At 69.0% G+C, this 24,666-nt stretch carries 23 protein-coding genes and 1 pseudogene; 12 read left to right on the plus strand and 12 right to left on the minus strand.

All coding sequences use genetic code 11. From position 1 onward, the window contains the following. Positions 1–307 precede the first annotated feature (307 nt). Positions 308–1,956 (plus strand): annotated as a pseudogene (locus tag HWX03_RS00460) (amino acid transporter). 136 nt (positions 1,957–2,092) lie between these two features. On the opposite strand, the gene HWX03_RS00465 reads toward HWX03_RS00460, so the two are convergent. Both HWX03_RS00465 and HWX03_RS00470 read right to left on the minus strand, forming a co-directional pair. Beyond that, complete coding sequence (locus HWX03_RS00465; RefSeq protein ID WP_174429243.1) at positions 2,093–2,251, minus strand: hypothetical protein; 159 nt, start codon at positions 2,249–2,251, stop codon at positions 2,093–2,095. Positions 2,252–2,440: 189 nt separating this feature from the next. Then, the gene (locus tag HWX03_RS00470; RefSeq protein ID WP_069250820.1) at positions 2,441–2,629 is read right to left on the minus strand and encodes a hypothetical protein; all 189 of its coding nucleotides are present in this window, start codon (positions 2,627–2,629) and stop codon (positions 2,441–2,443) included. A 223-nt stretch (positions 2,630–2,852) separates the two neighbouring features. On the opposite strand from HWX03_RS00470, the gene HWX03_RS00475 reads away from it, so the two are divergent. After that, positions 2,853–4,775 (plus strand): DUF3857 domain-containing protein, encoded by a 1,923-nt coding sequence (locus HWX03_RS00475; RefSeq protein WP_244132547.1) that lies wholly within the window; start codon positions 2,853–2,855, stop codon positions 4,773–4,775. Between the two features lie 35 nt (positions 4,776–4,810). Then, on the plus strand, positions 4,811–5,008 hold the full coding sequence (locus HWX03_RS00480; protein WP_175869781.1) for a hypothetical protein: 198 nt from the start codon (positions 4,811–4,813) through the stop codon (positions 5,006–5,008). 45 nt (positions 5,009–5,053) lie between these two features. Here the strand turns inward: HWX03_RS00480 and HWX03_RS00485 are convergent, their stop codons facing one another. After that, complete coding sequence (locus HWX03_RS00485) at positions 5,054–6,058, minus strand: AraC family transcriptional regulator (protein WP_175869855.1); 1,005 nt, start codon at positions 6,056–6,058, stop codon at positions 5,054–5,056. 117 nt (positions 6,059–6,175) lie between these two features. Here HWX03_RS00485 and HWX03_RS00490 point away from each other — a divergent pair, with 117 nt between their 5' ends. Beyond that, a complete protein-coding gene (locus HWX03_RS00490) occupies positions 6,176–7,378 on the plus strand; it encodes an MFS transporter (RefSeq protein WP_175869856.1) in 1,203 nt (400 codons plus the stop codon). 49 nt (positions 7,379–7,427) lie between these two features. Here the strand turns inward: HWX03_RS00490 and HWX03_RS00495 are convergent, their stop codons facing one another. Beyond that, positions 7,428–8,306, minus strand: coding sequence for an aldo/keto reductase family oxidoreductase (locus HWX03_RS00495; protein ID WP_175869857.1), 879 nt, complete (start codon positions 8,304–8,306; stop codon positions 7,428–7,430). Positions 8,307–8,406: 100 nt separating this feature from the next. Between HWX03_RS00495 and HWX03_RS00500 the strand changes: the two genes are divergently transcribed. Continuing rightward, complete coding sequence (locus HWX03_RS00500; RefSeq protein ID WP_175869858.1) at positions 8,407–9,306, plus strand: LysR family transcriptional regulator; 900 nt, start codon at positions 8,407–8,409, stop codon at positions 9,304–9,306. A gap of 7 nt (positions 9,307–9,313) precedes the next feature. Here the strand turns inward: HWX03_RS00500 and HWX03_RS00505 are convergent, their stop codons facing one another. From HWX03_RS00505 to HWX03_RS00515, 3 genes are all read right to left on the minus strand, one after another. Further along, positions 9,314–9,832, minus strand: coding sequence for a carboxymuconolactone decarboxylase family protein (locus HWX03_RS00505; RefSeq protein WP_175869859.1), 519 nt, complete (start codon positions 9,830–9,832; stop codon positions 9,314–9,316). A 133-nt stretch (positions 9,833–9,965) separates the two neighbouring features. Further along, the gene (locus HWX03_RS00510; protein WP_175869860.1) at positions 9,966–10,727 is read right to left on the minus strand and encodes an isocitrate lyase/phosphoenolpyruvate mutase family protein; all 762 of its coding nucleotides are present in this window, start codon (positions 10,725–10,727) and stop codon (positions 9,966–9,968) included. A 145-nt stretch (positions 10,728–10,872) separates the two neighbouring features. After that, on the minus strand, positions 10,873–11,340 hold the full coding sequence (locus HWX03_RS00515; protein ID WP_174388899.1) for a MarR family transcriptional regulator: 468 nt from the start codon (positions 11,338–11,340) through the stop codon (positions 10,873–10,875). 81 nt (positions 11,341–11,421) lie between these two features. Here HWX03_RS00515 and HWX03_RS00520 point away from each other — a divergent pair, with 81 nt between their 5' ends. Together HWX03_RS00520 and HWX03_RS00525 are read left to right on the plus strand one after the other, a co-directional pair. After that, positions 11,422–11,790: a YciI family protein gene (locus HWX03_RS00520; protein ID WP_174388900.1), complete on the plus strand. Its 369-nt coding sequence runs from the start codon at positions 11,422–11,424 to the stop codon at positions 11,788–11,790. Positions 11,791–11,887: 97 nt separating this feature from the next. Continuing rightward, positions 11,888–12,505 carry a glutathione S-transferase family protein gene (locus HWX03_RS00525; RefSeq protein ID WP_175869861.1) on the plus strand — a complete coding sequence of 206 codons (618 nt, stop codon included), beginning with the start codon at positions 11,888–11,890 and terminating at the stop codon, positions 12,503–12,505. Positions 12,506–12,559: 54 nt separating this feature from the next. Here HWX03_RS00525 and HWX03_RS00530 read toward each other — a convergent pair whose 3' ends face one another. The 4 genes from HWX03_RS00530 to HWX03_RS00545 form a co-directional block, all read right to left on the minus strand. Next, a complete protein-coding gene (locus HWX03_RS00530) occupies positions 12,560–13,282 on the minus strand; it encodes an HAD-IA family hydrolase (protein WP_175869862.1) in 723 nt (240 codons plus the stop codon). A gap of 24 nt (positions 13,283–13,306) precedes the next feature. Further along, positions 13,307–14,278: an ornithine cyclodeaminase family protein gene (locus HWX03_RS00535; RefSeq protein WP_175869863.1), complete on the minus strand. Its 972-nt coding sequence runs from the start codon at positions 14,276–14,278 to the stop codon at positions 13,307–13,309. Positions 14,279–14,388: 110 nt separating this feature from the next. Then, positions 14,389–15,519, minus strand: a complete 1,131-nt coding sequence (locus HWX03_RS00540) for a DSD1 family PLP-dependent enzyme (RefSeq protein ID WP_175869864.1) — start codon at positions 15,517–15,519, stop codon at positions 14,389–14,391. A 101-nt stretch (positions 15,520–15,620) separates the two neighbouring features. Next, positions 15,621–16,580, minus strand: coding sequence for a LysR substrate-binding domain-containing protein (locus tag HWX03_RS00545; protein ID WP_175869865.1), 960 nt, complete (start codon positions 16,578–16,580; stop codon positions 15,621–15,623). 187 nt (positions 16,581–16,767) lie between these two features. Here HWX03_RS00545 and HWX03_RS00550 point away from each other — a divergent pair, with 187 nt between their 5' ends. Beyond that, a complete protein-coding gene (locus tag HWX03_RS00550) occupies positions 16,768–17,622 on the plus strand; it encodes a hypothetical protein (RefSeq protein WP_175869866.1) in 855 nt (284 codons plus the stop codon). Positions 17,623–17,649: 27 nt separating this feature from the next. Here HWX03_RS00550 and HWX03_RS00555 read toward each other — a convergent pair whose 3' ends face one another. Further along, positions 17,650–18,564, minus strand: a complete 915-nt coding sequence (locus HWX03_RS00555) for an NAD(P)/FAD-dependent oxidoreductase (RefSeq protein ID WP_175869867.1) — start codon at positions 18,562–18,564, stop codon at positions 17,650–17,652. A gap of 140 nt (positions 18,565–18,704) precedes the next feature. Here HWX03_RS00555 and HWX03_RS00560 point away from each other — a divergent pair, with 140 nt between their 5' ends. From HWX03_RS00560 to HWX03_RS00575, 4 genes are all read left to right on the plus strand, one after another. After that, a complete protein-coding gene (locus tag HWX03_RS00560) occupies positions 18,705–19,145 on the plus strand; it encodes an Rrf2 family transcriptional regulator (protein WP_174388908.1) in 441 nt (146 codons plus the stop codon). Positions 19,146–19,405: 260 nt separating this feature from the next. Beyond that, positions 19,406–19,990, plus strand: coding sequence for a DUF2760 domain-containing protein (locus tag HWX03_RS00565; protein WP_175869868.1), 585 nt, complete (start codon positions 19,406–19,408; stop codon positions 19,988–19,990). Beyond that, positions 19,987–21,828, plus strand: a complete 1,842-nt coding sequence (locus HWX03_RS00570) for an Hsp70 family protein (RefSeq protein ID WP_175869869.1) — start codon at positions 19,987–19,989, stop codon at positions 21,826–21,828. Before HWX03_RS00565 ends, HWX03_RS00570 begins: the two co-directional genes overlap by 4 nt. A 5-nt stretch (positions 21,829–21,833) precedes the next feature. Further along, the gene (locus HWX03_RS00575; protein WP_175869870.1) at positions 21,834–24,578 is read left to right on the plus strand and encodes an Hsp70 family protein; all 2,745 of its coding nucleotides are present in this window, start codon (positions 21,834–21,836) and stop codon (positions 24,576–24,578) included. The last annotated feature ends 88 nt before the right edge of the window (positions 24,579–24,666 follow it).

Consider the following 24,666-nt stretch of genomic DNA (forward strand, 5'->3'; position numbering starts at 1 on the left):
CGACGGGGACGTGGGCGAGGGCTGCGTTCGGCGGACGTGGTGCGCGGCGACGGGCGACGAAGCGGCGCGAGTGGGGCGGCGGCCGGTTTGCCGGATCACGACGGGCGGGGCAGGGATACGGTCGCGGGCACACGTCGGTGCGGGCAGCCGGTCCGGCGTACGATCGCCGGCGCCGTTCGCTTACGCGCTGAAAGCGGCGTCGGCCTGCCGGGCGCGGCCTATGGAATGTGCGGACTGGCGCTGCACCGGCGCATCGATTAGCTTTGCAGGGTCACGCTGCGCGCACCCGGCGCCTCGGGAGCAGACCATGACCACCTTCCAGAAGGTGTGGCAGTTGCTGGTCGGAAAACCGCTGGATCCGCTGGATCCGCGCACGCGGCATGCGATCGCAGTGACGCCGCTGCTGCCGGTCGGCGCGCAGGCGTTCAAGCTCACGACCGAGATCGTGCTGATCCTGTTGATGACGGGGCTCAACTTCCGCGGGATGCGCGAATCGATCATGGTGATGCTGCCGATCTTCGTCGTTATCCTCCACTTCGGGCTGATCGTGTATGGCGTCGCCGTGCACGGCAGCAGCCTCGCGATGGTCGTGCCCGACGCGGCGCACGAGGCGCACGGGATGTCGCAGTCGCTCGGCCTGTTCGTGATGCTCAGCGTTGCTGATGCGCGCGTTCTCGCTCGGCGGCGGCACTTATACGGGCCTCGAAGCCGTGTCGAACAACGTGAACATGCTCGCCGATCCGCGCGTGCCGAACGGCAAGGTCACGATGTGGTACATGTCGACGTCGCTCGCGTTCACGGCCGGCGGCATCATCCTGCTGTACATGCTGTGGCACGCGCGGCCCGTCGACGGCCAGACGCTCAACGCGGTCGTGTTCGACAGCGTGATCGACCATCTCGGGCTCGGCTCGGCGTTCGCGCGTCATGCATTGCTGGCAGCCGTGCTCGCGTTCGAAGCCGGGCTGCTGCTGGTCGGCGCGCAGACGGGTTTCCTCGACGGCCCGACGGTGCTGTCGAACATGGCGTCGGATTCGTGGGTGCCACGCCATCCGCGACCTGTCGACGCGCCTCGTGCGGCAGAACGGCATCGTCGTCGTCGGGCTGTCGAGCCTGCTGATCCTGTTGTGGACGCACGGTAGCGTCGACGTGCTCGTCGTGCTCTACAGCATCAACGTGTTCCTCACCTTCAGCCTGTCGCTGCTGGGGCTGTGCGCGTACTGATTGCGTCATCGCCGCGAGCCGGGCTGGTTCAAGCACTTCTTCCTGTCCGTGCTCGGGCTGAGCGTGACGGCGACGGTGCTCGTCATCACGCTGATCGAGAAGTTCACCGCGGGCGGCTGGCTCACGGTGCCCGTGACGAGCGCGGTGATCGCGCTGTGTTTCGTGATCAACCGCCACTACGCGGATACGCGCGCCCGGCTCGCGAAGGAGGACGAACTGTTCTCCGGCAAGCCGTCCGTCGTGGACGAGGCCACCGCGCCGGGCAAGCCCGATCCGTCGCAGCCGACGGCCGTGCTGCTGGTCGGCAAGCACCGCGGTGCGAGCATGCACGCATTGCTGTGGGTCAACCGGCTGTTCCCCGGGCATTTCCGCAACGTGATCTTTCTCGCCGTCGGCGAGGTCGATGCAAAGGCATACGACGGGCACGAACATCTCGAACGGCTGCGTCACACGATCACCGAATCGCTCGATTACTATGTTGCGCACTGCCGCCGCAACGGCATCGCCGCCGACTACCGGATCGCCTTCGGCACGAACCCCGTCGTCGAGTTCATGAATCTCGCGTCGGCGACGCTCGACGAGTATCCGAACGCGGTGTGCTTCGCGAGCAAGCTGATCTTCCGGCGAGTGAACTTCCTGACCGCTTGGCTGCACAACCAAACGCCGGTCGAGTTGCAGGCGCGCCTGCATGTCGAGGGCAAGCAGATGGTGCTGCTGCCGATGAATGTCGGGTAGCGATCCGCGGCGGGATCGCACGCGGTTTTTTGTCGCGCCCGCTGCGGGTCGAACCTCCGCCGGCGGTCTCGCGTCGTACGCTCGAACGACGCGCGCATGACGGCCGGCCTTCCGTGCGGCGCACTGCGTCGGCGCGTTACGGATGACGATGCGTATGCGAGCGCGGCCGCCGTGCGGACTTGCGCTGCAACTGGCCGCGAATCCGGTTGCGGCTGCGCCCTTCCGCGAAGAACAGCACGGCTAGCATGAGCACCGCAAGCAGCACGAGGATCGAGACGAGGTCGTGTTCCACCATGTCGCCTCCGATTGGAAGGAGATTGCGCTCCGGGTGAGCGCCGCGGTTGCGGTCAGCCTGCGGGGATGAAGCCGCCGGCGCGCGGGCGTTGGTGTCCGACCTCACGGATCGGATGAGCGGGCCTGCGCGGCATTTGATCGGATGAATGAAGGCCGCGCCGCGCATCCCGCCGTGCGCGGCGGATCACCGTCACGTCAGCATCGGCACGGCTTCGACCAGCAGGATACCGATGAGCGCGCCGATCGCGGCGCCGATCAGTTTCGGATGCCACCGCCCGAGATGCAGCTTCGTCAGCAGCGCGCCGAACAGGATCACGCCCAGCAGCGTGAACAGCACCACGAGGAAGCCGGTTTCGAAATCGCTGTTGATCACGGCCATGATGCCTCCTTGCCCATGTCGGGCACGCCGCGTTCGTCGAGACGGCGCTTGTCCTGGCGAGATCGCGCACGCAATGTGACCTGATTTGATTATAGGTTGCGCCAGCGGTCAATCGCGCGTCGCTTGACGCTCGCCGATGCGTCACCCACACTGGGCTGCAAGGCGGCGCGCGACAGGCGCGCGTGAGCGCGGCGCGGATCGTCCGTGCCGGTGTGTTGCCGCCATGTTCCGAAACGAGCGTGACGTGGTGCGTTTTCTTTCCCGACCGACCGGTTTTGCGTTTGCGTGCGCCGTCGCATTCGGCGTCGTCGCGGCCGTGCGGTCGGCCGCAGCCGATACGGTCGATGCCGGCGATGCAGCGCCCGTGACCCTCGTCAGCGACGTCCACGAATTCGTGATCCAGCACGACGGTTCGCTCGACGAGCACGACGATTCGACGCTGCGCGCGAACGACGCGAACGGCATCGACGCGGTCGCGCAACGCTACGTGTGGTTCGACAAGAATCTCGAGAAAGTGGAGTTGCTCGCGGCCGAGACGATCGACCGCGACGGCGTCGCGCATCCGGTCGGCGCGGACGGCATCCGCGACGTGCAGGAGCCGCGCTCGGCCGGCGCGCCGACGTTCCAGGACGGGCTGCTGCGCACCGTCGTGTTCCCCGGCGTCGAAGCCGGGTCGAGCACCCGCGTCGCGTTCCGCAAGACCCGCACGAAGCCGGTCAATCGCGGCTATTTCGGCTACACCGTCGAGCCGTCGCGCGAGCCGGTCGACAGCCAGCGGCTGATCTTCGACGTGCCGGCCGACCTGCCGCTGTATGCGGATGCGCGCGGCTACGTCGCGCTGCCGCCCGTCACGGCGAACGGCCGCACGCGCTACGAATTCGACTACCGGCATGGCGCATACGATCGCATCGAGAGCGGCGCGGTCGGCTACCCGACCTACGGCGACCGGCTCGTCGTGTCGACGCTGCCCGACTACGCGGCGTTCGCCGCGCGCTACCGCAACGCAGCCGTCGACCCGAGCGCGAACGATTCTGCGGTCGTGCAACTGGCGCGTGCGCTCACGGCGAATGCCGCCGATCCGCGCGACAAGGCGCGCATCCTGTACGACTGGGTGCAGGCGAACGTGCGCTACGTCGGGCTGTTTCTCGGCGAAACGGCTGCCGCGCCGCATCGCGTGACCGACATCCTGCGCAACCGCTACGGCGACTGCAAGGATCATGTCGCGCTGTTCGGCGCGTTGCTCGCGGCGGTCGGCATTCGCAGCGAACCGGTGCTGATCAATCTCGGCGCCGTGTACACGCTGCCGTCGGTGCCCGGCTACGGCGGCGGCGCGATCAATCATGCGATCACGTGGCTGCCCGATCTCGCGCTCTATGCGGATACGACGACGGCCGGCATCGCGTTCGGCTACCTGCCGCCGATCGTGATGGATCGCCCCGCGCTGCTGGTCGATAGCGGCGTGCTGTCACGCACGCCGGCCACGCAGCCGCGCGTCCGCACCGCGCGCATCGCGATCGATGCCGCGCAGCCCGGCGCCGCGCGTGTTCACGCTTATGTCGAGGACGACGGCTGGACCGCCGAACTCGAACGCAACCTGTTTCGCCGCGCGTCGCGGGACCGCATCGCGCAACTGGCGAACGAGCGCCTGCGGCAAAGCGGCCTGCGCGGCCGCGCGCAACTGTCGACCAGCGACCGGCGCGTGACCGACGGGCCGTTCGACGTGACCGTGACCGGCACGCTCGATCATGTCGTTTGGCCGGACGGCACGACTGCATTGCCCGCGCTGTCGAGCCTCACCGGGGGCATCGCGACGCAGGTCGAGACCTGGCTGGCCGAGCCCGTGCGCACGCAGCCGTGGGGCTGCGTCGGCGGCGCGTTCGACGAGACCGGCCAGATCGCGCTGCCGGCGGGCGTCGCCGTGACCGACCTGCCGGCCGATGCGGCGGTGCACGACCGTTTCGTCGACTTCACGTCGCATTACGTGTTCGATGCGGCCGCGCGGGTCGTGCAGGTCACGCGGCGGATGAAGGCGGATTTCGGCCGGCAGGTGTGCACGCCGGACGAGTTTGTCGCGCTGCGCACGTCGCTCGAGCGCATCGAGCGCGACACGCAGGCGCAGATCGTCGTGCGGGCGAAGCCACGTTGAGCGGCGCGGGCACGGCATTCGCTCCGAACGGGTGAATGACCGCAATTGCCGACGCGCAGGAGGACATCATGACCGAGCGGGATCACGAGATCGCCGAACTCTCGAAGGAATTGCTGGGCCGGATCGTGCAGGGCACGATTGCGACCGGCGCGGCAGTCGATGTGGAGCAGTGCGCGGCGCTCGCCGTGCAGTGCGCGACGGCGCTGGTCGACAGGCTCGACACGTTGAAGTGATGCCGCGCGGGGCGGCGCCGGCGGCGCGCGTTGGCGCGTCGGGCGTTACGCTTCGGCGTGCACGTCGCCGTCCGCGCGCACGGCGCCCGGCGGCTTGCCGACCACGCGCTTGAACGCGCGGCTGAACGCGGCGAGCGAACCGTAGCCGAGCCGGTACGCGACCGCTTCGATCGCTTCGCGGTCGCGCGCGATCCACTGCGCGGCGAGCCGCATCCGCAGCTCGGTCAGGTAGCGCACGGGCGTCATCCCGGTCGCCGCGAGGAAGCGTTCGGCGAACACCGAGCGCGACACGCCCGCTTCGGTCGCGAGCTCCGCGACGCTCCAGTTGCGGCCCGGGTCGCGATGCAGCGCGACGATCGCGCGGCCGAGCTTCGGCTCGCGCAGCGCCTGCACCCAGCCGGTCGCATCGCCGCATCCGCATTCGACCCAGCCGCGCACGATGAACGCCGCGACCACGTCCGCGAGCCGCGCGAGGATGCCCGCGAAGCCTGCGCGCGCCGTGCACGCTTCGCGCTCCATCGCGTCGAGCATCGGGCGGATTTCCGGGTAGCGCGCGAGCAGCGTGCCCACGTGCATGAACTTCGGCATCGTGCCGACCAGCGGCTGCATGCCGCCGAGATCGAGTTCCATGCACGCGCTGAAGATCAGCGCGTCGCCGGCGCCGGGCTCCGTCGTCGCGCAGGTCGCGGGCGAGACGCCGGCCGACGCCACCGACGCGACCGTATCGCAGATCTTCGCGACCTCGAAGCCGTTGATCTCGCGGCACGGCACATCCGGATCGGACACCAGCGCGTGCATGCCGCCGTGCGGCAGCAGGATCGCGTCGCCGGCCTCGAGCCGCATCGTCTCGCCCGACGCGTCGCGCAGCAGCACGGGCCCGCGCACGACGAAATGGAACTGCGCGCGGCCCGGCGCATGGCCGAAATTCAGCCCGAACGGCCGCGCGACCTGGATGCGGCGGTACTGGACGCCGCTCAGGCGCATCCCCAGCAGCAGCTCGCTGACGAGGTCGTGCACGTCGGGAATCGGGGGCAGAAGGGGTTCGGACATATATCGAGATGCGGACGTTCGATCAACAAGAGCGGATTGTATGTCATAGACCGTCCTGTCGCTGTTCCCTACGATATGCCCTCATCAGTACTTTCCCTAACCGACACGGAACCCCGCATGAATCCCGGAATCTCCTCGGCCGCCTCGACGGCGGCCCCCCGCGAACCGGCCTGGGGCGCGGTATTCGCGATGGCGCTCGGCGTGTTCGGGCTCGTCACGGCCGAATTCCTGCCGGCGAGCCTGCTGACGCCGATGGCCGACAGCCTTGGCGTGACCGAAGGCGTGGCCGGACAGGCCGTCACGGCCACCGCGACGGTCGCGCTCGTCACGAGCCTGCTGATCTCGGCGCTCACGCGCACGATCGACCGGCGGCGCGTGCTGCTGGTGTTCTCGGTGCTGCTCGTCGCATCGAACCTCGCCGTCGCGTTCGCGCCGAACTTGGGCGTACTGCTGATCGGCCGCGTCGTGCTCGGCATCGCGCTCGGCGGCTTCTGGACGATGGCGACCGCCACCGCGATGCGGCTCGTGCCGACGGCGATGGTGCCGCGCGCGCTGTCGATCATCTTCAGCGGCGTGGCGGTCGCGACCATCGCGTCCGCGCCGATGGGCAGCTACTTCGGTCACCTGATCGGCTGGCGCAACGTGTTCCTGATCGCGGCCGTGCTCGGCGCCATCGCGTTCGTGTCGCAGATCCTCACGCTGCCGTCGATGCCGCCGAGCGGCACGACGCGGCTGCGCACGCTGATCGACGTGCTGCGCCGGCCGACCGTCGGCCTCGGGATGTTCGCGACGATCCTCGTGTTCACCGGGCATTTCGCGTTCTTCACGTATCTGCGGCCGTTCCTCGAACAGGTGGCGGGCGTCGGCGTGAACGGGCTGTCGGCGATCCTGCTCGGCTACGGCATCGCGAACTTCGTCGGCACGTCGCTCGCGGGCCGCGTGCTCGAACACCGGCTGCGGCCGATGCTGATCGGCATGCCCGCGTTGATGGTCGTGCTCGGCATCGCGCTCGTCGTGCTCGGCCGCGCGCCGATGATCGACGCGGTGCTGGTCGCGTTGTGGGGGATGGCGTTCGGCGGCGTGCCGGTCGCATGGTCGACGTGGGTCACGCGCACCGTGCCCGACGAGGCCGAGAGCGCGGGCGGGTTGATCGTCGCGGCGATCCAGCTCGCGATCGCGACGGGCGCGGCAGTCGGCGGCGTCGTGTTCGATGCGAACGGCGCGGCCGGCGTGTTCGTCGGCGCGGCGGTCGTGCTGGCGGTGGCGGTCGCGACGATCGTGACCGGCGTGCCGAAGCGCGTCGGCGTGGTCGCGTCCTGACCCGCCTGGCGGCCCGCGTGGCACGGGCGGCCAGGCGATCGTCCGCGCGTCAGGCGGCGCCGGCGCCCGCGATGCGGTCGAGTTCCGCGAGCGCGTCGGCCGGCAGATCGAGGTCGGCTGCCGCGAGATTCTCGCGCAGATGCGCGACCGACGACGTGCCGGGAATCAGCAGGAGATTCGGCGCGCGGCGCAGCAGCCACGCCAGCGCGACCTGCATCGGCGTCGCGCCGGTACGGGCCGCGACGCCGGACAGCGTCGACGACTGCAGCGGCGAGAAGCCGCCGAGCGGAAAGTACGGCACGTACGCGATGCCGTCGCGGGCAAGCGTGTCGATCAGCGCATCGTCGCCGCGATGCGCGATGTTGTAGTGGTTCTGCACGCAGACGATGTCGCAGATCCGCCGGCCTTCGGCGACCTGCGCGGGCGTGACGTTGCTCAGGCCGACGTGCCGTACGAGCCCGCGCCGCTGCAGCTCGGCGAGCGTGGCCAGCGGCGCTTCGATCGATCCTTCGGCCGGCCCGTGCGTGTCGAACATGATGCGCAGGTTGACGACGTCGAGCACATCGAGCCCCAGGTTGCGCAGGTTGTCGTGCACGGCCCGTTCGAGTTCGTCGGGCGCGAAGGCGGGCAGCCACGATGCGTCGTCGCCGCGTCGCGCGCCGATCTTGGTGACGATCACGAGATCGTCGCGATACGGATGCAACGCGTCGCGAATCAGCCGGTTCGTCACGTGCGGGCCGTAGAAGTCGCTGGTGTCGAGATGGTCGACGCCGGATTCGACGGCTTCGCGCAACACGTTCAATGCGGCTTCGCGATCTTTCGGCGGGCCGAATACGCCGGGGCCCGCGAGCTGCATCGCACCGTAGCCGATCCGTTTGACGTGGCGGTCGCCGAGCCTGAAGGTGGCGGTGTGGCGAATGTCGGGCATGCCGTGCTCCTGTCGATGAGATGAATGCGTTCAGCATAGGGATGAGTCATCTGCGCGATAAGCCGGCATAATTCGCACGGGTTGTACGAAAAGGCGAACGATGCAAACCGATCTGGGCGATCTGAACGCGTTCATGGCCGTGGCGCGCGCCGGCGGATTCCGCGACGCCGCACGCAAGACGGGCCTCAGCGCGTCGGGGCTGAGCGAGGCCGTGCGCCGGCTGGAAGCGCAGCTCGGCGTGCGGCTGCTGCACCGCACGACGCGCAGCGTCGTGCCCACCGAAGCCGGCGAGCGCCTGCTCGCGCGGCTCGGGCCCGCACTGACCGAAGTGGCGGCGGCGCTCGACGGTATCGATGAATTCCGGGACCGACCGGCCGGCACGCTGAAGCTCAACGTGCCGGTCAGCGCCTCGCGGCTCGTGTTGCCGGCGATCGTGCCGCGCTTTCTCGATGCGTATCCGGATATCCGGCTGGAAGTGATCGCCGACGAAAATTTCGTCGACGTGCTGGCGGCCGGATGCGACGCGGGCATCCGCTACGACGAACGGCTCGAACAGGACATGATCGCGGTGCCGATCGGCCCGCGCATCCAGCGGTTCGCGACCGCGGCGGCGCCCGGCTATCTCGAGCGGCACGGCCGGCCGCGGCATCCGCGCGACCTGCTCGACCATCGGTGCCTGCGCGGGCGCTTCGCCAGCGGCGCGATGCCGCCGTGGGAGTTCGAGCGCGACGGCGAGGTCGTGCGGGTCGAGCCGGCCGCCGGCCCGCTGCTGGTGCAGATCGGCGGGGCGACGGACCTGCTGGTCGATGTGGCGATCGCCGGTACGGGCATCGTGCATCTGTTCGAAGACTGGCTGCGCCCGCATTTCGACAGCGGCGCACTCGAACCTGTGCTCGAGCCGTGGTGGCGGCCGTTCTCGGGACCCTTTCTGTACTATCCGGGGCGGCGTCTCGTGCCGCCGGCGCTACGCGCGTTCATCGATTTCATCAGGGCGTCCTGAGCGTTGCTCAGCGCACCAGCGCGTGCGCGACGCTGCCGACGTAGTTCGTGATCGTCGACGCGGCCACCACGGCGATGACTTCCAGCAACTGCTCGGCGGTGAAGCCGGCATCGACGAACGCCTGGCGGTCGGTATCGGCGAGGCGGCCGCGGGTGTCGATCAGCGTGCGCGCCGCGGCCGACAGCGCGGCCAGTTTCGCGTCGGCGGGCAACTCGCCGCGCCGGATCGCGTCGACGTCGGCGGGCAGCACACCCTGTTTCAGCGCGAGCGCGGTGTGGAACGCGACCGGCCACTCGCTCGCGTTCGTGACCGCGTTGGTGAGCAGCAGCGTCTGGATCTGCGGTTCGGTGAGGCTGCTCGCGTGCACGCGCTCGAACAGGCCGATGAAGCCGTTGATCAGTACCGGCGACGCGGCCATCGCCGCCGCGATGTTCGGGACCACGCCGAACGCTTGCTGGAGTTGCTGGAGGACGGGCTTCGATTCCGCGGGTGCGGAATCGATCGTATGAAGCGGGTAGGCGGACATGATGTCTCCGGGCGATGGGCGCCGCCGGAAGGGCGGCGCGACACCCGAAGCGTAGGAGCGGCCGTGCCGCGTGCCAATTACATGCGATGTAATCGGTTGACGCGCGGTGGACGCCCACCGCCCGGTGAATCCGTTAGCCGCCTTGCTTGACCAGCGCCGCCAGCGTCTTCATCGCCTCCAGATACGGATACGGCCCGTGGCTGATGCGCGCCACGCCGTAATCGGCGAGGTCGGCGAGCGTCGGTGTTTCCGACACGCGCATCACGTTCACCGGCAGCGGCGACGCGGCCGTCAGTGCGCGAATCAGCGCCGGCGAGCGCAGGCCCGGCACGAACAGGCCGTCGGCGCCGGCTGCCGCATACGCGCGGGCGCGTGCCAGCGTCGCATCGAGCAAGCGTTCGTCGTGCGTATCGGCTGCTGCCTGGAAGAACACGTCGGTGCGCGCGTTGATGAAGTAGTCGGCGCCCGCGCGATCGGCCGCCTGCCGGGCGGCCGCGAGACGGGCCGCCGCTTCGTCGACGTCGCGCAGTTCGCCCGTGGCCGGAAAACTGTCTTCGAGATTGCAGCCGATCGCGCCGGCCTGGATGCTCATCGCGATCGTCTCGGCGACATCCTCCGGCCGCTCGCCGTAGCCGCTTTCGAGATCGACCGTGACGGGCAACGCCGTCGCGCGCACGATCCGCGCCAGCACCTCCATCATCAGCGCGCGCGGCATCTGCTCGCCGTCGACGAAACCGTTGGCCGCCGCGACCGACCAGCTGCCGGTCGCCAGTGCGACGGCGCCCGCGTCGGCCGCCGTGCGCGCACTGCCGGCGTCCCACACGTTGAACAGCGCCAGCGGCTGGCCCGCGCGGTGAAGCGATCGGAAAATCGCGCCTTTCTCGTTGTTGCCCATGCTCGTCTCCTCGTGGATACCGGATTGGTTGTCGTGCCGAGCGATATTGCCACCGAATCGGGCGGCGCGACGGGGGCCGGCAATGTCTGCTGACAGCGCGTGGCAGGAAGTGCGCGTGACCGCGCGGGGCGATCCGCGCGCCGGCTCAGTCGCGCGAACCCGGCTCGACCGACAGCGTGCGCAACTGGCCGCGCAACTGATCGACTTCGCCCGGCGCGAACGGCCGCTCGATCTCGGCATGCGCCTGCTGCCACAGCGGAAACGCTTCGGCCAGCAGGTCGTGCCCGGCCGGCGTCAGTGCGAGCAGGCGGCTGCGTTTGTCGTCCGGATCCTGCACGATCGTGACGAGACCGCGCCGCTCGAGCGGCTTGAGCGCCGCGGTGAGCGTGGTGCGGTCCATCGCGAGCAGCGACGCGACCGATTTCATCGGGGCCGGTTGCGGCCGGTTCAACGACATCAGCAGCGAAAACTGGCCGTTGGTGAGGTCGAGCGGGCGCAGCACATCGTCGAAGATGCGCGCAAGATTGCGCGCCGCGCGCTGCATGTGCAGGCACAGGCAGCAATCGCGCACCATCAGCGTCGTTTCGAAGGGAAGCTTTTCTTTTCGTGCCATGTTGCAATTGTGTTGATATCAACCTATCTTGTCAAGGTCGAGGCGCGGCAACCCGCCGCGTCCGTCATCGGAGGAGAAGGCATGAGTGCGCAACAACAGTTGTATCTCGCCGTATTTCTCGGAACCCCGGATAGCCCGGCGATGCAGGCATGGCTTGCGCTGCCGGACGACGAGCGGCGCACGCGCGAGCGCGACGGCATCGCCGCATGGCATGCGTGGGTCGACCGGCATCGCGACGCGATCGTCGAGCTGGGCGGGCCGCTCGGCAAGACCAAGACCATCGATGCAGACGGCATCCACGACACGGCCAATGCGCTGAGCGGCTTTACCGTCGTGCGGGCGGCGTCGCACGACGCGGCCGCCGCGCTGTTCGAAGGTCATCCGCATTTCACGCTGTTCCCGGGCGTGTCGATCGACGTGATGCCGGTGCTGGCGATTCCGGGCGCATGAGCGACGCGTGATGCCGGGCGACGCGTGTCGCTTCGTTCGAGGCGCGGTGGCCCGCATGCGGCAGACATTTTCCCGACATTCTCGATGGAGACTGGCGATGAAGCTTTACGGATTTGCCGGCACCCGCTCGCAACGGGCGCTGTGGGGGCTGAAGGAACTGGATGCGGATTTCGAATTCGTGTCGGTCAACCTGCTCGAGGGCGAGCACAAGCGGCCCGAATTCCTGCACCTCAATCCGGCCGGCAAGGTGCCCGTGCTGGTGGACGGCGACCTGGTGATTCCCGAATCGGCCGCGATCGTGCTGTATCTCGCGGACAAGTACCCGGAGAAGGCGTTGCTGCCCGTCGATCCGGCGCTGCGGGCGGAGGCCTATCGGTGGGTCATGTTCGCGGTGACGGAGCTCGAGCAGCCGCTGTGGCGGATCACGCGGCACACGTTCCTCTATCCGCCGGAGAAGCGCTCGCCGGCCGATATCGAACTGGCGCGCGAGGATTTCGCGACGATGGCCGTCATTCTCGACAAGCATCTCGAAGGGCGCGAGTTCATCGTCGGCGATGCGCTGACGGTGGCCGATTGCGTGACGGCCTACCTGATCGACTGGGCGAGCGAGTGCCACCTGATCGAACCGTTCCCGCAATTGCGCGCGTATCTCGAACGGCTGTATGCACGGCCGAAGGCGCCGCAGCGGATCGCGGAGGCGAGGAAGGCGGCGTGAAACGGGTGGGGGGTCATGCGCCGCATCGGCACGACCCGCCGCGTCCGCCTGCGATCACGAAACCGTATCGGGCGCACCCAGCGCACGGCACAGCATCGCCAGGTCGCGCAACGTGAGATGCGGCGTCGCCGGATGCAGCGAAGCCTGTTCCCCTTCCGCCCGAGGTTCGCGCACGACCCACGCGGCCTGAAGCCCCGCATTCAACGCACCGACGATATCGAGGTGGAAGTCGTCGCCCACATGCAGCAATTCGGCCGGACGCACGTCGAGTGCGTCCGCCGCCGCATGGAAGATCTCGGGTTCCGGCTTGGCGAAGCCGAAGGCACGCGCGCTGAGTGTCGTGCGGAAGAATTCGCCGCCGCCGGTCAGCCGGAGATCCGCGTTGCCGTTGGTGACCGCGATCAACGGAAAGCGCGCGCTCAACCACGCCAGCGCCGGCAGCGCGTCTTCGTAGAACTCGACGCGGTTGCGCGCCGCATAGAAGACGTCGTAAGCGCGATCGGTCAGCGAGACATCTTCGTTCGCGCGCTCCAGCGCAAGCCGGATCGATCCGATTCGCATCGCGCGATAGTCGCTGGCGAGATCCGGGCACAACCGTTCGTATTCCTCACGTAACGCACTGAGTGCCTGTTGCGTGGGCAGCACGCTCTCGGTATTCGGCGCGTGCTCGATCAGCCATGCGCGAAGCGTCGCCTCGGCCCGGACGACGGACGGCCCGAATGGCCACAGGGTGTCGTCGAGGTCGAACGAGAGGGCGGAAACTTTGGCGAGACGCATGGCGGTTGAAAGCAGGAAGTCGTTTTACCAGGGCCACGGAACGGAGGTTCCGGTGCCGTTGTCGAGGGCATGCCGATACAGGAAGCGCGCGACGGTCAGGTCCTGAAGCGCGAGGCCCGTCATGTCGAAGACGGTGATCTCGTGCGCGGCGCGGTCGACCGATGTCGCACCCGTGAGGATGTCACCGATTTCCGTGCGCGGCAAATCCGGCGCCCATTGGCACTCGCCGATGCTGCGCGCCTGGTCGTGATCGTCCACGACGATGCGCGCGCGTTCCAGCACGCCGGCCGGAAGTTCGCGCTTGCCCGCGGTATCGGCGCCCACGCAGGTCAGGTGGGTGCCCGGCTGAACCGCATCCGCGTCGAACAACGGGCCGCCGCCGGGCGTGGCCGTGATCACCACGTCGCTATTGGCCACCGCGTCGTTCCGGTCGCGCGCCACGCCGATCGTGCACCGTTCGACGAAGTGCGATTCGAACGCCGGGTCCGGCTCGCCGCTGACGTTCACGTACTGCACCGTGCAGCGCTGCGGCAGCAGCCTGAGCGCGTAGTCGAGCTGCACGCGCGCCTGCACGCCCGTGCCGAACACGCAGAGCCGCGTGCTGTCGCGGCGCGCGAGCTGTTGCAGCCCGAGGCCGCCGGCGGCGCCGGTTCGCGCGGTGGTGATCGCGTTGCCGTCCATGATGCATAGCGGCCTGCCCGTCGCCGGATCGAACAAGGCGACGGTGGCCTGATGCGGCTCGCCGCCGCGCGCCCGGTTGCCCGGCCAGAACCCGGCCGCCTTGAAGCCGAGCAGATCCTGGCCGGCGACGTCGCCCGACTTGATGCCGAACACGCCGCCGGTATGCAGCTTCTCGCGCACCACCGGGAATACGCGTCCGGCCCTTTGACTGTGCAGCACGAAGGCTTCGCGGACGGCCGCCATCACTTGCTCGGCCTGCAGGGCGGGCGCGATGGCATCGCGGTCGAGGAGAAGGAGGCGGGCGTCGGTCGGCATGGTCGGGGGGTGCCTGGTCGGCACGAGACGAATCGAGAATGTTTAAAGTTTGTCCAGATATGGACAAATAGTCAATGCGTGGATGACACGGCAGGAATGCCGAACGCCGCTCACCACCCGTAGAAGCGCGGCCACGTCTGCGCGGCGCCGTCATCAGTGATGGCCTGGTACTCGGGATGTTGCGCGCCGGTGGCGCATGCATGATTCGGCAGGATGCGCAGCCGCGTGCCGATCGGAAACCGTTGCGCGATGCCGGTATCCGGCGTACCCGCGCGCGACACGATCCCGTGTTCCTGGTTGGCGGCGCTCATCAGGTAGTCGCCGAGCACGTCGCCGGCTTCGGTGCAGACCTGCCCGTAGCCGAAATCGCGCGCCTGGCGCTGCGTGCCGCGGTCGCGGCTCATCGCCATCCAGCCCGCGTCGACGATCGCCCAGCCTTTCTCTTCCTGGTGGCCGATGACGGTGGTCAGCACCGACAGCGCGATGTCGGACGGTTCGCATACGCCGATGTTGTGCATCACGAGGTCGAACATCACGTACACGCCGGCCCGTACTTCGGTCACGCCGTCGAGCCGTTCCGCCGCCAGCGCGGTGGGCGTCGATCCGATACTCACGACCGGGCAGGACAGCCCGGCGACCCTCAGGCGTTCCGCGGCCCGCACGGTGCGGCTGCGCTCCTGTTCGGCGATCGCGACCAGCGCATCGTGCGTGTCGTATTCGTAGCTGGAGCCCGCGTGAGCCAGCACGCCGCCGAGCAGCATGCCGCCGTCGGCCAGCGCGCGGCCGACGTCGATCAGCAGGTCGGATTCGGGCGGGATGCCCGAGCGGTGGCCGTCGACGTCGACCTCGATCCATACGTCGAAACGTTCGCCGTGCTCGCGCCCGAACGCGGCGATCGCATGCGCGGCCGGCAGGCTGTCGGCGACGATCTTCAGGTCGCAGCCTTGCCGGCGCAGCGCAAGCGCCTGGCCGAGCTTGGCGGGCACCATGCCGACCGCATAGACGATGTCGCGGATGCCGTGCGCGAAGAACTGCTCGGCTTCCTTGAGCGTCGACACCGTGATGCCCTGCGCGCCCGCCGCGATCTGCGCGTCGACGACGTGCCGGCATTTGGTGGTCTTGACGTGCGGCCGGAACCGGACGCCGAGTGCGTCCAGATGCGTCTGCATGCGCGCGATGTTGCGCTGCATGCGGCCGACATCGATCAAGGCGGCCGGGGTGTTGAGGGTGCGAAGGTCCACGATGCGTCCGATTGCGGGGTTGCCGATGCGGACACTGTACGGCGCTTGGCCTGCATCATGTTTAATGCGGGACTAATCTGCCATTAAGTTGCATTTAAGGCTCATGCCTTGCCGCGCCACGGCGGCGGATCGAGAAACTGCCGCGTGGCGTCGAGAAAAACCCGCTGCCGCGCGGAGCGGCCGGTACGCGACGGCAACAGCGCCGTCACCGGCGCGGGCGGCAGGCGCCAGCCGGGCAGCAACCGGACGAGCTTGCCGTTCGCGAGCAGCGGCGCGACGTCCCACTCCGAGCGTTCGACGATGCCGAGCCCGGCGAGCGCCCATTCGGTGATGACGGTGCCGTCGTTGGACGACAGCGCGCCGGTCACGCGGATGACGGTAGCCCGCCGCGATTCGCCCTTGACGCCGCTCGCGGGCGAGAAGCGCCAGCGCGGGATGTCTTCGTCGTTCTCGCGCAGGCACAGGCAGTCGTATCGGGTCAGGTCGGACGGATGGTTCAGGTCCTTGATGCGGCGCGCGTAGCCGGGGCTCGCACACAGGAAGCGCTCGTTGGGCGCGAGCGGATAGCCGATCCACGAAGACGACTTGAGGCCGCCGACATGGACGACCACGTCGGCCCCCGACGCGCTGGTCAGCGGGCTTTCCGACAGGTGGAGCGAGATTTCGAGCTTCGGATGCGCGCGCTGCACGTCGCGCACGATCCGCGCGACGTATTTGCGGCCGAAGCCGAGCGGGGCGACGACGCGCAGCGTGCCCTGCACGTCGCCGTGGTCGCCCGCGATGCTGACCGGTAGCGCCTCCACGCGCTCGAGAATGCCGATGGCTTCCTGGTACAGCCGCTGCCCTTCGTCGGTCAGCGCAATCCCTTTCGGCTGCCGCACGGCGAGCCTCGCGTTCAGGCGCGCCTCCATCCGCTGCAGGCGGATCGTGACCGCGGGCGGCGTGAGGTCGAGCAGCCGGGCCGCCGCGGCCAGGGAGCGCGACGTGCCGATCGCGCGGACGAGTCGAAGGTCGTCGAGGTCGAGCATTTCGTGGCTCTTAATGCGGGTGGTGGCGAGCATTAAACCGCACATCGCGACGCGAATCCATCGGCGCGGCGACGTGCCCGTGCCGCTGGCTTAAGGAACGGCCACATCGTGCCGATATAGAGGCGATGTCCGGTTCTTTGCGCGCCCTGTCCAGACCAGCGAGGCGCGCATGACCGAGGGCCGCGATCATGCCAACGAAAACAAAGGAGGGTCTCACCGTATGAAGTCCATCTTGTCCCGTCCCCTTGCAGGTCGTATCGCGATTGTCGTCGCGGCCGCTTCGCTCGCTGCATGCGGCACGTCGAATCCGCTGCAACAGGCTGGCCAGGGGATCATGGGCGCACTGACGTCCGACGCCGGTCGGACCGACGTGTCGAGCCTGAAGCCGATCGTCCTGAAGATTCCGAACGATACCGGCATCCAGCCGCGCAAGGTCGCGCCCTATTCGACGGTCATCGTCCGCGACGTCGGCTACGACAGCCGCAGCGTGCAGGTCATCGCGAACGCGAAGTACTACCGGCTCCGGTTCGAGAACCTGACGCCCGGCTCGTTCGTCGTGCATGCCCGCACGGACAATGGCGTTGCCGGTTCCGGCGTGAAGTACGACGTCAACTTCAATGTGCAGGAATCGCCGAAGGGCTATCAGGTCACCTTTCAGCCGACGACGCGCAATGCCTATCAGCAGGGGCTGATCGGCAAGTTTCCGGTGCCGAACTTCAACGATGCAGACCTGCGTACGCAACTGACGTCGCTGCAGATCGTCTATCGCTTCGAGGTCGATTCGCCGTACAACTCCGAATCGGTGACCGCGAACTTCATGCGTCTCGCGCGACCGATGACCGCGCAGCAGGGCTGGGCCGATCCCGTGACGGGCAAGATCTACAGCAGCTACTTCGTGTCGACGCTGCACGGCCGCGACATGACGTACGTCACGCAGGTGTACCCGTATCACAACGGGTCGAAGGCCGTGATTACCGCGGTGATCACCGGTGTCGAAACCGCGCCGGATATGGTCGATTTCAGCGTGCTGATCAACGACGCACGCCGCATGCTCGAAGGCATCGCAAAGTCCTGATCGCGTGACGGGACGCTGCACGCGTTGTTACGCGTGCAGCCCCCAGATCAGCGACCGGTGCGCGGCGACCCCGGCCATCACGCCGGACGCCGATGCGAGCGTTGCGTTGCTCATCGGCGTCGACGCGTCCCCTGCTGCGAATACGCCGGCGATGCTCGCCTGCTTCAACGCATCGACGCGAACGACAGGGCCGAGCGGCCCTTCGTCGAACGCGCAGCCGAGCTGCTGCGCGAGGTCGCTCGCCATGCCGGTGCGCGCGCCGATGAACAACGCGTCGATCGGCACGACCTGACCGTCGGCGAGCCGCAGCGCGTCGATACGCGGCGCATCGCCGACGATCTCGACGACCGGCGAGCGCTCGATACGCACGCCGCGCGCCGCGAGCAACGCGGCTTCTTCCTCGTTCGCGTCGACCACGCCCTGCGTGAACCACGTCGTCGGGCCCCAGTCCGGAATCAGGATCGCCTGATGGACCGACAACGGATGCGTGGCGAGCACGCCGAGCCGCTGGCCGCTGACCTCGTACCCGTGGCAGTACGGACAATGCAGCACGCTGATGCCCCAGCGTTCGGCGAGCCCCGGCAGCGCGGGCAGTTCGTCGCGGATGCCGGTCGCGAGAATCAGCCGGTCGGCGCTTGCGCGGCTGCCGTCGGCCAGCGTCACGTGAAAGTGCCCGTCCGCGTCGCGTTCGGCGGTGTGCGCCTCGCCTTCGATGCGCTGTACCGTGGGATACACGGCAAGCTGTGCGCTCGCTTCGGCGACGATCTGCGCGGGCGGTTTGCCGTCCTGCCCGAAGAAGCCATGCGCGTGTTCGGCAAAGCGGTTGCGCGGTCGGCCGGCATCGATCACGAGCACGCGGCGGCGTGCCCGCGCCAGCTGCATCGCGGCCGACAGCCCCGCGAAGCTGCCGCCGATCACGATCACTTCATGATGGGAATGCATGCATCAACTCCTTTCTGAACCTGCGTGAATGACCCACGTGCTCCGCTGGCGGCCAACTCATGAAACACGAGAAGTTGCATGATAGGGCGATGGTATCATTCATGCAACTTCAGAAGTTTCGAGAGAGGGGAGCACCGCCTGTGAGAACCGACAGCCGTTTGTCGCGCATGCTGCATGCGCTGATCCACATGGACCAGGCCGACGGCCCGCTGACGTCGGAGACGATCGCGACGATGCTGGCCACGAATCCGGTCGTCGTGCGGCGCCTGCTCGGCGGCTTGCGCGATTGCGGCTACGTGCAGTCGGAGAAGGGGCATGGCGGCGGCTGGGTGCTGAGCGTCGCGCTCGACGACATCACGCTGCTCGACGTCTATCGCGCAGTGGGCGAGCCGCCGCTGTTTTCCGATCTGGTGCCCGAGGACGAGCCCGAATGCCTGGTCGAACAGGCGGTCAACGCGCATCTGTCGGCGACGCTGAAGGAGGCCGAAGCGTCGCTGCTGGCACGCTTCGGCGAAGTCACGCTCGGCATGCTGTCGCGCGATTTCGAAGCGAAGGCTGCGCTGCGGGGTTACACGCGCTGACGCGGCGCAGCATCCCGATCGAGCGCGCCTGACGTGCAATCCGGCACGATCCGGCGCGGCCGAAACCGTCGCGCCGCCATGTTCTGTCCCCCAACTTCTGCCCGGTTTGCCCGCCACAGGGCAAAATACGGGTTTTCCGCACCCGCGAGGGCGCGTTCGAATCACGCGCCGGGCGGCGCCAGTGCGCATGCCGCACGCTGCCGCCGGGCGCCCAGGCAAGATCGCTCGCCACGCTGCGAGCCCACAGGAGTCCAGACCCCATGCCCGAATCCAACCTGTCCTTCTTCGGCCGGCTGTCGCTGGCCGTCGGCACGTTCTTCTCCGTGCTCGGCAATCGCGAGTTCGCAGCCGGCGTGCTGCGCGTACGCGACGGCGCCCCGGTCCCGGTCGCGCCGACCCCGGCGCCGGCTGCCGCGCCCGTCGCACCCGCGCCGGTGAAGGCGCCGGCGCCCGAACTGCGCGAAGCGAGCCCGCAGGCCGCACTGCAACTGCTCGGCCTGCTGCAACGCGACGCACGCTTCATCGATTTCGTCGAGGAAGACATCGCCGGCTACGCGGACGCCGACATCGGCGCGGCCGCGCGCCTCGTGCACGACGGCTGCCGCGCCGCGCTGCGCGAACACTTCACGATCGTGCCGGTGCGCGACGAAGCCGAAGGCAGCCGCGTGACGCTGCCGGCCGGCTTCGACGCGACGGCCGTGCGCGTGACCGGCAACGTGGTCGGCTCCGCGCCGTTCACGGGCACCGTCAGCCATCGCGGCTGGCGCGTGGCCGACGTGCGCCTGCCGAAGCTGACGGGCAGCCACGACGCATCGGTGGTCGCACCGGCGGAGGTGGAACTGTGAGCGATCCGCGCTATTCGATCGGTATCGACCTCGGGACGACCCATTGCGCGCTGTCGTACGTCGACAGCAGCACGAGCGACGGCGAAAAGATCGTGCAGCAGGTGCTGCCGATCGCGCAGCTCACCGCGCCCGGCGCGCTGGAATCGCGCGACCTGCTGCCGTCGTTCCTCTACCTGCCGCATGAAAGCGAACTGACGCAGGGCGACCTGACGCTGCCGTGGACAGACGCGCGCGGCTTCGCGGTCGGCGAGATGGCGCGCACGCGCGGCGCCGGCACGCCGATCCGCCTCGTGTCGAGCGCGAAGAGCTGGCTGTGCCATCCGGGCGTCGACCGCCGCGCGGCGATCCTGCCGAGCGATGCGCCGCCGGAAGTGGCGCGCGTGTCGCCGCTGGAAAGCTCGATCCGCTACCTGACGCACCTGCGCGAAGCGTGGGACCACGCGCACCCCGACGCGCCGTTCGCCGACCAGGACGTGACGGTCACGATCCCCGCGTCGTTCGATCCGGCCGCGCGCGAATTGACGGCGGAAGCCGCGCGAGCCGCCGGCTACACGCGGATGACGCTGCTGGAAGAGCCGCAGGCCGCGCTGTACAGCTGGATCCAGAAGAGCGAAGGCGGCTGGCGCAAGCAGGTGCAGGTCGGCGACCTGATCCTGTGCGTCGACGTCGGCGGCGGCACGACCGACCTGTCGCTGATCGCGGTGGTCGAGCGCGACGGCAATCTCGAACTGCATCGCGTGGCCGTCGGCGAGCACATCCTGCTCGGCGGCGACAACATGGACCTCGCGCTCGCGCACGTGGTCGCGCGCAAGCTCGCGCAGCAGGGCACGCAGGCCGATCCGTGGCAACTGCGCGCGCTGACCTATGCGTGCCGCTCGGCCAAGGAAACGCTGCTGTCCGACCCGACCACCGACGCGGTGCCGCTCGTCGTGCCGAGCCGCGGCTCGAAGCTGATCGGCGGCTCGATCCGCACCGAGCTGACGCGCGCGGAACTCACGCAGACGATCCTCGAAGGCTTCTTCCCGCAAGTCGATGCCGCCGCGCGCCCGGTGAGCCGCGCACGTGTCGGCCTGACGCAGCTTGGCCTGCCGTATGCACAGGACGCAGGCATCACGCGCCATCTCGCGGCGTTCCTCGGCCGCCAGGTCGCGGCACTCGACACGCTCGAAGGCGTGCAGCGCACGCTGCCGCAGGGCGCGACGTTCCTGCATCCGACCGCCGTGCTGTTCAACGGCGGCGTGTTCAAGTCGACGCTGCTCACGCAGCGCGTGCTCGACACGCTCAACAGCTGGCTCGCCGCCGAAGGCGCGCCGCCCGCCCGACTGCTCGAAGGCGCCGATCTCGATCTCGCGGTCGCGCGCGGCGCGGCGTATTACGGCTACGTGAAGCGCGGCCGTGGCGTGCGCATTCGCGGCGGCACGGCGCGTGCGTACTACGTCGCGATCGAATCGGCGATGCCCGCGGTGCCGGGGCTGGAGCCGCCGGTGCAGGCGCTGTGCGTCGCGCCGTTCGGGATGGAAGAAGGCTCGGACGCGGCGCTGCCGCCGCAGGAGTTCGGCCTCGTCGTCGGCGAACCGGTGCAGTTCCGCTTCTTCGGTTCGTCGGTGCGCCGCCAGGACCAGGTCGGCACGCTGCTCGACTACTGGTCGCCGGAAGAGCTGCAGGAACTGGAAGAAATCCAGGCGACGCTGCCCGCCGAAGGGCGCACGGTCGGCGAAGTCGTGCCGGTGAAGCTGCATGCGCGCGTGACCGAAGCCGGCACGCTCGAGCTCGAGGCGATCCCGAGCGGCACGGACGAGCGCTGGAAGGTCGAGTTCGACGTGCGCGGCGCCGCCTGAGCGCGATGAAGCGTTATACGGTCGGCATCGACCTCGGCACCAGCAACACGGTCGTCGCGTACGTCGAGGTCGGCTCCGACGCGATCCGCGTGTTCGACGTCGAGCAACTGGTCGGCCCCAGCGCGGTGGCCGCGCAGCCGCTGTTGCCGTCGGTGCGCTATCACCCGGCGGCGGGCGAACTGCCGCCGGACGCGCTGCGGCTGCCGTGGGCGACCGATGCGAAAGCGAACGCGGCCGGTGCGCCGCCGGCCGTGATCGGCCGCTACGCGCGCACGCTCGGCGCGCAGGTGCCGGGCCGGCTCGTGTCGAGCGCGAAGAGCTGGCTGTCGCACGCGTCGGTCGACCGGCTCGCGGCGATCCTGCCGTGGGGCGCGGCCGACGGCGTCGACAAGGTGTCGCCGGTCGATGCGAGCGCGAGCTATCTCGCGCATGTGCGCGACGCGTGGGACGCGCGCTTTCCCGATGCGCCGCTCGCGAAACAGGATGTGATCCTGACGGTGCCCGCGTCGTTCGACGACGGCGCACGCGCGTTGACGGTCGAGGCCGCGCGACGCGCGAAGCTGCCGGCGCTGCGATTGCTGGAAGAGCCGCAAGCCGCGTTCTACGACTGGCTGTACGGCCAGCGCGACACGTTGCGCGAGACGTTCGCCGCGGCGCGGCGCGTGCTGATCTGCGACGTCGGCGGCGGCACGACCGACCTCACGCTCGTCGACGTCGCGCCAGGCGACGACGGCGAGCCGACCTTTACGCGCGTCGGCGTCGGCAACCACCTGATGCTCGGCGGCGACAACATGGACCTCGCGCTCGCGCGGCTGGTCGAGTCGCGGCTGACCGAGCCCGGTACGCGGCTGTCGGCCGCGAGCCTGTCGCAACTCGTCGAGCGCTGTCGCGCGGCGAAGGAGCGGCTGCTCGGCGACGACGCGCCGGCGTCCGTCACCGTCACGCTGCTCGGCGCGGGCAGCAAGCTCGTCGGCGGCGCGCGCTCGGCCGAGCTGACACGGCAGGAAGTCGAGCAGATCGTCGTCGACGGGTTCTTTCCGCAGGTCGATGCCGGTGAACTGCCGCGCCGTGCGCGCGCGGCGATCGTCGAATTCGGCTTGCCGTATGCGAACGACGCGGCCGTCACGCGCCACGTCGCCGCGTTCCTGAAGCGTCATGCGGAAGGCCCGCTGCCGGACACGCTGCTGCTCAACGGCGGCGTGTTCCGCGCGGGCGCGCTCGCCGGCCGTCTCGCGCAGACGCTCGGCGCGTGGCGCGGCGCACCGCTCGACGTGCTGCACAACGCGCATCCCGATGTGGCCGTCGCGCGCGGCGCGGTGGCCTACGGGCTCGCTCGCGCCGGGCATGCACCGCGCATCGGCGGCGGCTCCGCGCGCAGTTATTTCCTCGTGCTCGACGATGGCGCCGATGACGCAGCCGCACGCGGCGTCTGCCTGCTGCCGCGCGGCTCGGAAGAGGGCCATGAGATCCGGCTCGACGATCGCACGTTCGCGCTGCAGCTCGGGCAGCCGGTGCGTTTCCACCTCGTATCGACGGTGGCCGACACGACGTACCAGCCCGGCGATCTCGTCGATCTCGACGGCGACGATTTCGTGCGGCTGCCGCCGATCGCGACGGTCGTCGATGCGAAGGCGGGCGGCGACGCACGCGAAACGCCGGTGAAGCTCACCGCGTCGCTGACCGAAGTCGGCACGCTCGAAATGCATTGCATCGCGATCGACGACGCGGCGCGCCGCTGGCGGCTCGAATTCCAGTTGCGCGGCGACGCGCCGGTTCACGGCGACGATGCCGCGCCCACGCGGCATCCGCGGCTCGACCAGGCGATCGAGCTGATCGAGCGTTCGTTCGGCAGCAAGGCCGCGGGCATTACGCCGAAAGACACGCGCCGGTTGCGCGCGCAACTCGAACAGGTGCTCGGCGCGCGCGAAGACTGGGACGTCGCGCTCGCGCGCGAACTGTTCGACGCGTTGCTCGCACGGGCGCGGCGACGCCGTCGCTCGGCCGATCACGAGCGCGCGTGGCTGAATCTCGCCGGGTATTGCCTGCGTCCGGGTTTCGGTCATCCGCTCGACGCGTGGCGCATCGAGCAGCTGTGGCCGCTGTTCGACGACGGCATTCAATACGTGACCGACGCGCAGGTGTGGTCCGAGTGGTGGACGCTGTGGCGGCGCGTGGCCGGCGGCCTCGACGACGCTGCGCAGACGCAGGTGCGCGACGCGATCGCGTTCCTCGAACCGTCCGACGACAAGCGGCGCAAGCTGCCGTTCGATCCGGCCAAGGTCGGGCCGGCCGACATGACGCGGTTGTCCGCATCGCTCGAACGGTTGCCCGTCGAGCGCAAGGTGGAACTGGCCGAGCGTTTGATCGTGCAATTGCAGAAGCCGGCCGAACGCGCGTTGTGTGCGTGGGCGCTCGGGCGGATCGGCGCAAGGCGGCCGTTCTACGGCAGCGCGCACAGCGTCGTGCCGGCGGAAATCGTCAACGGCTGGCTCGATGCGCTGTTCGCGCTCGACTGGAAACAGGTCGAGCCGGCTGCGTTCGCGGCTGCGCAGATTGCGCGGATGACGGGCGACCGCTCACGCGACCTGCCGGACGACACGCGCGAGGCCGTCATCAAGCGCCTGTCGGCCGCGAATGCATCGGCCGCGTGGATCGACATGGTCCGTGAAGCGATTGCGTTCGACGAAGCCGATACGGTGCGCGTGTTCGGCGAAACGCTGCCGGCCGGGTTGAAGCTGCTGGCGGGGTGAGCAGCGCGGTCCGCTCCGGCATCGTTCGGATACCGGAGCATTCCGCGGCGTTGCCGATTCAATACCCTTCGAACACGAGAACGGCTGC

The organism is Burkholderia sp. BCC0397, assembly GCF_902832865.1.
Lineage (GTDB): Bacteria > Pseudomonadota > Gammaproteobacteria > Burkholderiales > Burkholderiaceae > Burkholderia.

What these genes read in the sequence shown, in the direction of transcription:
- HWX03_RS00480 (WP_175869781.1), top strand. Translation starts at nt 4,811, where the DNA reads ATGACCGCAATTGCCGACGCGCAGGAGGACATCATGACCGAGCGGGAT.
- HWX03_RS00550 (WP_175869866.1), top strand. Translation starts at nt 16,768, where the DNA reads ATGAAGTCCATCTTGTCCCGTCCCCTTGCAGGTCGTATCGCGATTGTC.
- HWX03_RS00520 (WP_174388900.1), top strand. Translation starts at nt 11,422, where the DNA reads ATGAGTGCGCAACAACAGTTGTATCTCGCCGTATTTCTCGGAACCCCG.
- HWX03_RS00490 (WP_175869856.1), top strand. Translation starts at nt 6,176, where the DNA reads ATGAATCCCGGAATCTCCTCGGCCGCCTCGACGGCGGCCCCCCGCGAA.
- HWX03_RS00495 (WP_175869857.1), bottom strand. Translation starts at nt 8,306, where the DNA reads ATGCCCGACATTCGCCACACCGCCACCTTCAGGCTCGGCGACCGCCAC.
- HWX03_RS00500 (WP_175869858.1), top strand. Translation starts at nt 8,407, where the DNA reads ATGCAAACCGATCTGGGCGATCTGAACGCGTTCATGGCCGTGGCGCGC.
- HWX03_RS00515 (WP_174388899.1), bottom strand. Translation starts at nt 11,340, where the DNA reads ATGGCACGAAAAGAAAAGCTTCCCTTCGAAACGACGCTGATGGTGCGC.
- HWX03_RS00545 (WP_175869865.1), bottom strand. Translation starts at nt 16,580, where the DNA reads ATGCTCGCCACCACCCGCATTAAGAGCCACGAAATGCTCGACCTCGAC.
- HWX03_RS00510 (WP_175869860.1), bottom strand. Translation starts at nt 10,727, where the DNA reads ATGGGCAACAACGAGAAAGGCGCGATTTTCCGATCGCTTCACCGCGCG.
- HWX03_RS00555 (WP_175869867.1), bottom strand. Translation starts at nt 18,564, where the DNA reads ATGCATTCCCATCATGAAGTGATCGTGATCGGCGGCAGCTTCGCGGGG.
- HWX03_RS00475 (WP_244132547.1), top strand. Translation starts at nt 2,853, where the DNA reads ATGTTCCGAAACGAGCGTGACGTGGTGCGTTTTCTTTCCCGACCGACC.
- HWX03_RS00485 (WP_175869855.1), bottom strand. Translation starts at nt 6,058, where the DNA reads ATGTCCGAACCCCTTCTGCCCCCGATTCCCGACGTGCACGACCTCGTC.
- HWX03_RS00470 (WP_069250820.1), bottom strand. Translation starts at nt 2,629, where the DNA reads ATGGCCGTGATCAACAGCGATTTCGAAACCGGCTTCCTCGTGGTGCTG.
- HWX03_RS00565 (WP_175869868.1), top strand. Translation starts at nt 19,406, where the DNA reads ATGCCCGAATCCAACCTGTCCTTCTTCGGCCGGCTGTCGCTGGCCGTC.
- HWX03_RS00505 (WP_175869859.1), bottom strand. Translation starts at nt 9,832, where the DNA reads ATGTCCGCCTACCCGCTTCATACGATCGATTCCGCACCCGCGGAATCG.
- HWX03_RS00465 (WP_174429243.1), bottom strand. Translation starts at nt 2,251, where the DNA reads ATGGTGGAACACGACCTCGTCTCGATCCTCGTGCTGCTTGCGGTGCTC.
- HWX03_RS00575 (WP_175869870.1), top strand. Translation starts at nt 21,834, where the DNA reads ATGAAGCGTTATACGGTCGGCATCGACCTCGGCACCAGCAACACGGTC.
- HWX03_RS00535 (WP_175869863.1), bottom strand. Translation starts at nt 14,278, where the DNA reads ATGCCGACCGACGCCCGCCTCCTTCTCCTCGACCGCGATGCCATCGCG.
- HWX03_RS00525 (WP_175869861.1), top strand. Translation starts at nt 11,888, where the DNA reads ATGAAGCTTTACGGATTTGCCGGCACCCGCTCGCAACGGGCGCTGTGG.
- HWX03_RS00530 (WP_175869862.1), bottom strand. Translation starts at nt 13,282, where the DNA reads ATGCGTCTCGCCAAAGTTTCCGCCCTCTCGTTCGACCTCGACGACACC.